Source organism: Rhizobium sp. PDO1-076 (assembly GCF_000247475.1).
In the GTDB taxonomy this organism is placed as follows: Bacteria; Pseudomonadota; Alphaproteobacteria; order Rhizobiales; family Rhizobiaceae; genus Allorhizobium.
Window position 1 is genome coordinate 21,044 of sequence record NZ_AHZC01000388.1, and the last position, 8,786, is coordinate 29,829.

Annotated in this window: 4 protein-coding genes; all 4 read right to left on the bottom strand. The window is 60.6% G+C overall.

The window, feature by feature from the left end:
- Window position 1 precedes the first annotated feature (1 nt).
- The 4 genes from PDO_RS19220 to PDO_RS19235 all read right to left on the bottom strand — a co-directional run bounded on the left by PDO_RS19220 (window position 2) and on the right by PDO_RS19235 (window position 8,072).
- Complete coding sequence (locus tag PDO_RS19220; protein WP_244426486.1) at window positions 2–3,247, bottom strand: UvrD-helicase domain-containing protein; 3,246 nt, start codon at window positions 3,245–3,247, stop codon at window positions 2–4.
- Between the two features lie 29 nt (window positions 3,248–3,276).
- Window positions 3,277–5,883, bottom strand: coding sequence for a PD-(D/E)XK nuclease family protein (locus PDO_RS19225; RefSeq protein ID WP_007605826.1), 2,607 nt, complete (start codon window positions 5,881–5,883; stop codon window positions 3,277–3,279).
- A 72-nt stretch (window positions 5,884–5,955) separates the two neighbouring features.
- Entirely contained in the window at window positions 5,956–6,825 is an 870-nt protein-coding gene (locus tag PDO_RS19230; protein WP_007605827.1) for a hypothetical protein, read from the bottom strand.
- A gap of 101 nt (window positions 6,826–6,926) precedes the next feature.
- The gene (locus tag PDO_RS19235; RefSeq protein ID WP_037074699.1) at window positions 6,927–8,072 is read right to left on the bottom strand and encodes an RHE_PE00001 family protein; all 1,146 of its coding nucleotides are present in this window, start codon (window positions 8,070–8,072) and stop codon (window positions 6,927–6,929) included.
- Between the last annotated feature and the right edge of the window lie 714 nt (window positions 8,073–8,786).

Here is an 8,786-nt window from a genome sequence, read left to right on the forward strand (position 1 = left end):
CTCACGGTTCGATCCAGGAGACATGGCCAGCTGACATGTAAACGATGGCCCCGCGTTCAGCACCGGTCACGCTCAGATAGTCACGGAGCTGTGCCGCGTGCGCGCCCTGTGCAGTCGCATCCGGGTTCACATCCGATTTCCAGTCTATGACCAGGGCGATCCGATCACCGTCGATCCAGGCGGCATCCGCGCGGCCGGCCAGATAGCGTGGCGGGGCTGCTGCCCATAGCGGAATTTCGGGCACCAGCCGGTTTATGAACGGCGCGAGGTCGGGCATGCGCAATGTTCGCAGTGCTGTTCTCCCCATCTCCGCGGGATCCGGTCTGCGGTCGTTGGCATCGTCATCCACAACGGCTTGCAGCTGGCCAAGCAGTTGGGCCGCGCGCCGAATGGCCTCGTCCTCACTATGGGGCAATTCGCCATTGAGAAACTCCTCCATTAGCTTGTGAAGAACGTTGCCGCGGAGGGCGCCTGCGCCAACGATCCGCTGGCCGTCGGACGTAATATCGACAACAAAGCTGTCGGTCGTGTCTGCGCTGCGGTCTGGATCGCGCTCGCTCGGGCGATCCCAGAGGATGGGCTCCGAGGCCACATCGATGCGCTCGCGCTCGGCGAGAAAAATCGCGTCGGTCTGCTCGTTGACGAGGACATCAGCATTGGTCACTTCGGACGTAGGCAGCATGTCCGTTCGAAGCTCACTCAGGCGCTTCTGTCCCAGATCCATGACCCTGGACCACGAGCGCGACGAGGCTCCTGGCAGATCCGGGATGACGAGCAGATCGCGGGCACGCGTCGTCGCGACATACCACAGCCGTTCACGCTGCCTCGCTTCACGAAACTCTTCCTCGCTGCGGGCGGCTGCCAAGTCCGGCGGCTCAATGCCGCCGACGATCCAATGAAGGGTATCGTCCGATTGGCGATACACAAACTGGTCCTGAGGCTTGAAACGAGTTGACGAATTCACCGTGATGACGACAGGCCATTCAAGCCCCTTGGCGCTGTGCATCGTGACGATTTCGACCGCGTCTCCAGAGACGTCCACCCGTCCCTCGGGGTGGCGGCGTTTTCGCTCCCACCCCCGCTGGAGATCGAGCGCAAACGCTCGCAGGCCAGCGACTCCGTACGGCCTGGCGAGCTCGACAATTGCGTCGAGGTTCGCCAGTGCTCGGGCGTTGCGTTGGCCATGACGCGCTGCCATCACCACGCGGAGGTTCAAGCGTTCGATCGCGTACGCCAGCAATTGCATGGGCGTGAGTTCCGCGGCGAGACGGTGCAGACCCTGGAGTTTAACGAGCACTTCACGAGCGAGGGAGTGTACAACGTCGTCAGCCACCGTCCGCAACTGAAATCGGCGGCGCCCGTCCGCATCAGGCTTGAGCGCCGCCGTAATGTCGAGCAACTCTTCGTCGCTCAGTCCAACAATAGGGCCGCGCATGAGGGCGCCAAACGCGAGTGTGTCCAGGGGATCGGTCAAGGTTCGGACCAGAGCCAGAAGATCTTGGAATTCCTGCCGCCGGAAAAGTGCGTTACCAGCCTGAGATGCAACAGCGATCCGTTGTCCTTCAAGGGCGCGCTCGTAACGCCATAAATCGGTATGGGTGGGCGCGAGCAAGGCAATGTCACCCGCGCGAAGGCGCCGCTCCGTGCCGTCTGCCCCGGAGATCGTAAGTGCCCCTATCATGCGTGCGCAAAGCTCGGCCACTGCCTCCGCCTCCGCCTCGCGCTGCTCCTCTGCGCGAACATCGCGCGGTACGTCGATCGTGAGCTTCGCCGCGGCTGAAAATGGCAGCGGCGGCGGACTCATCGTGGCCGTCAGGGCTACGAAGCCGGGCTGTCCCGGCTGAGCAAGCACCTCCTGAAAAACCTCGTTGACATGTTCGAGCACTTCCGCCCGGGACCGAAAATTAGCCGTCACGGCAAGCAGGCAGCCATTCGTTGGTTTTGCGATCACCGACTTTGCCACTGCATAAGCTTCGATGTCGGCCCCGCGAAACCGATAGATGGCCTGTTTGGGATCGCCGACCAGAAACAGCGCGCCGGGCCGAAGCTGAGCCTGTTCCCAGCGGGTGGGAGGCGAGGTTGCCGCGATGAAAAACAGGATCTCGGCCTGCAGCGGGTCGGTGTCCTGGAATTCATCGACGAGAAGATGCGAGTAACGCCACGCGAGCCATTCGCGGATTTCCGTATGCTCGCAAACGAGAAGCCGCGCCTGAAGCAGAAGGTCATCGAAATCCAGCACCGCAGCATCACGCTTGCGAACTTCATACGCATCGATCACTTCGTTCAAGGCCGCGGCCAGTTCGTGCACAAGCCTCTGGGCAATCGACCCGATCAAGGCCCGGTATGCCGCGCTTACCTGCTCGTAGCGGGCGGACGCTTCGTCACCGCGGCGCTGGCCCTCGACCGCTCCGAGGACACTCTTCCAGGCCGCCATTCTGCGATAGGGCTGTAGATCGATGGACCGCGGCAACATCGATTCGATGCGTGGAGGCTGCGTCAAGCGCCAAAGCTCTGGAAATGCGGTACTCACCAAGGTCTCGTTATAGAATGCGGCCAGACGCTCTAGGTCATCGATCAGGTCTGCTGTGCCAGTCTCGGCTGGACCAGCCGCGTGCCACCGGGAAAACGCCCCGACGGCATCGGTGAATGTCCGGTCCGGCCGGGATGAAAAATCAGGTGCAGGTGCGCTTGCGGTACGATGGTCGCGGCGCAATATGGCAAGCTCGCGAACGCGCTCGATAACGCCAAGCGGGTCGTCCTTGGCCAGGGTAGCGATCGCTCCATCTTCGTCGGCACTGTCCGCCAGCTTGCCCTTCAGCCACTCGGCAAGCACTTCGTCGAAGAGAGCCTCGGCGACAGTCGCATCAACCACTCTGGATCCGGGATCCAGACCCGCTGCGAGCCCGTGCGAGCGGATGATGCCCTGGCAGAAGCCATGGATTGTCGTCGCCGTGATTTCGTCGAGGCGCGGAGCCGCGGCCTCAAGACGAGCAAGCGCATCCGCGTCCAACGGCTCAGTGAGTATTTTCGCGAGCGCCGGCGGGATCTTTCCGGCGCGGAGCTCCGCAATCGTCCAACGAATTCGCGCTTCAAGCTCGCTTGCCGCCGGTTCGGTGAAGGTGATCGCGGCGATCTTTGAGGGTTCAATCCCGCTCGCTATCATCATCGCAACACGGGCAGCCATCAAGGACGTCTTGCCGGTGCCAGCGGCTGCCTCGACCAGGATGTTGGATACGAAGTCTGTCAACGCGCGTCTGCGAGCATCTAAGTCAGCGGTCACGGGCTGCTCCAAAGCTTGGATAGCGGGCTGTTCACCTGCGCGAAGGGACGTTGCTTGGTACGACGATAGACGTCCAGGTCGGATGGCAGCGCGATCGAAATCGGGTCGAAAAACTCCGGCTGGGGACCCGGCGCAATCTGCCCGGTCTTCTGAAGTTCGACACCAGCGGCTGTGAAGGTGATCGCTTCCTCAATTGCAGCTGCGAGTTCGTCGTGGCCCAAGCTCAATGTGCGGGCGGGCTCGTGTCTGAGATAGGTCAGCCGAGACTCGACGTTCCGAACCTCCGGCAGCAACGATCTGGCGGCCAGAGCATAGAAAACGCGTTGGAGCTCTGTCCCTCGATTGAAAACGATAGTCTTCTTCCGCTCGGGCGCCGCACCGGCCTTATAGTCTGTTATGATGGCCGTACCTCGAGACCCGTCCTCGTCGAGCCGATCGATCCTGCCGCGAAATGCAATACCGGTCGCTCCTACAGAGACGGGCGAAAGCGTTGTCCAAGGATGAGGCCCGGCGATGGGCTCGCCGAATGTGAGTTCGGTCCAACTCGTGCCACGAGGTTCTCCAAGAGCATCTCTCAATCCGCGGGATGCGCGTTCGCGGGCCACTGTGATGGTATGGCGCCATAGCAGACCCGGTGGGACAGCACGTGCGATTGGCCACGCGTCGCTCAGTCGCCTGGCTTCATCCGCTAGACCGATCTCGATCTCATCGGCATTCCTCGGCGCACCGTTACGGAGAACGCCTCCAACGAGGGCGTGGACGAGTTCTCCGAACGCTCGGTGGTCAAGCGCCAGTGGCTGGGGGTCAAGATTGGGCTCACGCCAGTGAAGCGCGTACTCCCAGACAAACCCGAGCGGATTGCTAAGGAGGCGATTTAGGGACGTCGTGGATTGCACTTCCGCGAGTGCATCCAGGATCAAAGGATGGTTCGCCCGAACCAGGCCGTCATGCATGGTATGCCGCTCGCTGTCCTGCCAAGCCCGCCAGCAGGCGCGGCTGGACCGAACCTGCCGTTGCTTGCCTGCATCTGCAGGTCTCGCATACAGGCGATCGCTTTCGCTGAAGGCGTGCCTAGGGATGCCGCTCCGGCTTACGATCCGCTCCTGATCGCGGCGCCATAGAGTGCTCGCGGCTTGCAGCGCACCCGTCCCACTCCTGTGTCCGCGAGAGAGCGCATAGCCGTCAGACTGACTTACGATGAGGTCGTGCATCATTCGGTCCTCGTCGGCTATATCAGCTGACGGAAGCCTAGTCTTCTCGAGGAGATGCTGCGGCAGCAACGGATCTTCGATCGCCTGGCGCGGCCAGGCGTTTGCTTCGAGGCCAAGAAGCCGGACATGCTTGCGACTGGCGCCGGCTAGATGACGAGCCGGTCCCCACACGACGCTGCTACCGGGCTCTTTCCCGTCATCGACCCGGAGAGCCTGGAGCGAGAGTTCCACTGCTTGGGGAGGCGCCATGCGCAGGGCATCCTGCCACAAGGTGAGTGCCGGCCCACGCAACAGAAGTCGTCCCGCTCGATCCGCCTCGAGGAGGCCGCGAGCGAGAAGCTCGATAACCGGTAACAACGATTTTTCGGCAGCATCTCCATCGGCCCGCTCGGCCCGTGCTTGCCTGAGGGCGTGCCGCCAATGCTGCGCGGTCGACAGGGCAGCGCTTCGCCTTAAACCCTTGGCCCAGTCGAGGGGAATATTCTGACGCGCTGGAGAAACCCGGCCGAACAAGAGGCGCACGCGTTCTTGCGAGAGGCCTCTTAGTAGAACATCAGCCAGCGCCGCACAGCTCTGGCCTTCGCGCGTCGCCAAGGCGGGGATGCCATGGCTAAAATGCAGTGGAAGCTCAGCCTCGCGCGCAAGCACCAAGAATGTATCGTCCCAAGTATTCGGCGAAGGGGCCGTGATCGCGATTTCACTTGGAGATATGCCGTCTTCCGCAATGAGCGCCCTCGCCCAGCGCAGCGCCTCTCGCACCTCGCTCCGCGGATCGGCGCAGACATCGGCGGCGGCGAGTAGACTACGGCCGGTCGACAAAGCTTCCGCCTTTCCCGGGAACCAGCTGCGCTGGCAATGAGCCGAGGCGACCCATCGCACTGGAACAACGTCGCAGAGCTGCACGATGAGCCGGTGCCAGATGGGCTTGATGTCGGGAACCTCATGAAGCGTGACGGAACCCAAAAGTTTTGGAGCTTGATGCAGGCGCTTCAGCGCCGCTTCAACGAGATCTGGCGGGGCGAGTGTACCCGGAGGCAACGCCTCTCTCACACGCCGGTCCAGCATAGTGAAGTCACGAAGGCGGGGGTTGTCCGCAATTTCAGTTAGGATGCCGGCGTCCCACCAGCTTCGGAGTGAGGTGAGTACAGCAGATGGCATTCCGGGCAGGCCGGCGACCTGTCCGATGTCTTCGTACATCCCAGCGTCAAGGGCCGCTCGTATCGCGGGATACAAGATTTCTTGTGATGCTGGGGCTATGAAGCCTCCCGCGAGCCGAGCAGCTAGAAGGGGAAGCGTTAGTATCTGGCGCCCGATCGCGCCTTCGCGCGCAGCGGTGAGCCGCTGCATCCGCAATGCAAGGGGGCCATCGACGATCACGGTATGAATGGACATTTCTCCGCCCCCACATCTTGGCCTGCGCAGTTACCTATCCCCGAGTTAGCCATGCGGGCGCCAAACAATGCCTCACCCGTTTGTGCCCCGCCGGACAAACAATCCCTCAAGGTGGGCGACCATGTTTTCGAGGGCGCTACCCAGCTTATCAAGATCTGCTTTACTTATCCTACGCTCTCGACCATCGTGATCGCGACCGTAACGGTGGACGCAATCATGCCGTACAGGAACGAACTCCATAAGTATTTTCTTTGTCGATTCGTCAGGGAAAATTGTACAGCCTTGCGCACTTCGATAGTATTGATCGATCTTCACGAAGTTGTGGTACATAAGCTCGCGCAAGCGCGTATGCACCCAGTCGCGAAAGGCATCTGGATTCGATGCAAGCTCAACGACACTAATCTTTTCGGCGGCCCATTCCTTGTTGCCCCTCACCAGTGCTGATAAGGATTTGGGATTGTCGAGCACCAGGCGGATCAGGCGGTCGCTAAGATACGCCTCGATCGCGGAAAAGTATTGGACAAGCAACATACGGTTCAGCGCAGCAATCGATCCATGGCCTCCGCTCTCCACCTCGCCGGCAATAAAGTCGATGTCGTAGGTCGCAAACTTGAAGATCTGCCCAGGGTCATTTGGCAGGTTTTCGCGCTGATAGGCTCCCATAACCCATTCGTCATCTGGACGCGCAGTGGGATCATCGATCACGTCAACCGGCGTGCTTTCATCCTGGAGTGCCGCTACCAAACCTGCGCCCGTGTTTCTGATCTCAACTGTAAACTGTCGATCGCACTCGGAGCAATCCACGGCTTGTCCAACAAAACCTTGCGCGTCTAACTCGCGATCCGCCATGAGGTCGTAGGCCGGCAGCTCCTCAAGGATTTTGTGAATAGTAGCCCCACATCCGGAGCACACGAATTTTACCGATGGTAGACCAGACTCCATGCCTCCCCTTTCGTTTTACTCAAGTGCCACTATCGCCTCTGAAAGCTATTTGCGCCAGCTCGTCTTGGAAAGAGCATACGGCTTCGAGACTCTCTGGCAGGCTAGAGTATCCCCCACGCCCGAAACCTCCCCCTCCCCGTCATCTCCCTGAGGCCCAACTCCAAAACAATCCGCCGCGCCGCCTGCGGCGTCACCTCGAGCGTCTTCGCCACCATTTTTGCCGACACCAATGGCTTCGCCATCACCAGGTCGACGAGCTCGGGCAATTTCGAAGAAGTCCGGCGTCCGTCCAGCTTTCGCTCGAAAAGTGTCCGGGCCAACGCCAGCCGGTCATGTTCTTTCAGTCCGATCTCGGCGGCCGCGATCAGCCCGTGGGCGATGGCGAGCAGCCGTGTCTCCCGATCGCGATGTCGTCGGCGATCGACGGGAATGGTTTTCAGGCCAAGGTTAATGGCGGCCAGATGGGCACCACTTGTGACACCGGCCTGGCGCAGGATCGATGCCGCCAACAGTCGGCCGAGCCACGGCGCGTGCTGAAGAACGGACAATTCGTTCCAGGCGTCGAGGGCTACGGTGGCCTGCAACACCGCCGGCAAGTTTTCGGCTTGCCGCAACACGCCTCGCCATTCCTCGAGCCGAGCGTCCTCGTCCCAGTCGAGATCGTAAATCATCGGATCTTTTTCCGCCGCGCTGGCTAGGCCAGGCTTCTTGGCTTGCGCGATCGCCGCCTCCGATCGGGCCAGTACCGCATCGATGGCGGCATAGTCGAGACCGGGCAGATTATCGGCAGCGTCGACGTCGGCTTCGTCCCCCTCCCCTCCCGGATCGATCTCGACTACGCGCCGGATGGCACTGGCCGTCTCCACCTCATCAGCGTCGGCCGACGTGATCTCTGCGGTCTTTCGCAGTGTGCGAACCCCGTCGGCCGAAAGTGCCCAGCCGGGTATTTGGGCGGCGATGCGCCGGCGGGTGCGCAAAACGTCGCGGGCAATTGTCAGTTCGTGGGTGGGGGTGCGAATGTCTCTGATATCGTCGTGGAGGACGAGGTCCTCGAGATGGACGAGCTCGCCGTCGATCCACAGTGAGGCGCACGCGTCGGTGAATTGGGTGCGTCCAAGGAAGCCCGCGCCGACCGGCGAACGGGCCACGCGCTCATCGAGACGCGCCAATTCGATACCGGCGCGAAAAGCCGGTTCCATCAGAGCTGTGATGTTGATTTTCACGAGATCGTAAGCCATTGAAATCATGGTAAATTATTTGATAAAGAAACTATATCTGAATATTGCGGTTCCTCACATGGTGCGATTGTGAGTTGGCGTCTAACCATCGATAGGTAACCATTATCATATGTGCAACGTATCTGGCTAAAGAAACTATAGTATATTCTGTCATTACACGATTCGAATTTATCTACACATATTTCTTGCGAAATTTCCGAAAGACGCTCTCGACTTCGGATATTTAGACTTTCTGCTACGCTGGCCGCTTCCTGAATGGCCGGCTTCTCTGCCAGCATAAACGCAAAAACCGCCCCCTGGATGAGAGCGTGAGCTTTTATGCTTGAACTGGTTGGGGGTTGCCTTCAAATCTCTACAGTCAGCAAATGAGGGTCTCGGTCAAAACCTGCAATTGTTCCAATCCTTCCTCCGTTAATGCCGGAGGCGCGTGAGCGCGCGGGGATGGAGGGGGCAAACGCCAGCAAGCATGGCCGGGCTGCCAGGCGAGCGGGACGGATCAGAACAGTTGGCGAGGTCGCGGCACTGTGCCGGCTTGCGAGCGACCGGCCCTGGCATACGCAGGCAGCGTTTGTGGGAGCAAGGGGAAAAGTTTCCCTTGGCTCCCTACGGGTCGGTAAGGCTGCTGGCCGCAGCCGATCAGGGCAAGGCAAGAGAAGCTCTCCTTATGTTAATTGGAGAGTGCAGGATCATGACCAGGCAAAGACGTGGGGCCAGTCGGGAGGA

Excerpts from the sequence above, each read along its gene's own strand:
- PDO_RS19225 (WP_007605826.1), bottom strand. The coding sequence starts at position 5,883 with ATGTCCATTCATACCGTGATCGTCGATGGCCCCCTTGCATTGCGGATG.
- PDO_RS19230 (WP_007605827.1), bottom strand. The coding sequence starts at position 6,825 with ATGGAGTCTGGTCTACCATCGGTAAAATTCGTGTGCTCCGGATGTGGG.
- PDO_RS19235 (WP_037074699.1), bottom strand. The coding sequence starts at position 8,072 with ATGATTTCAATGGCTTACGATCTCGTGAAAATCAACATCACAGCTCTG.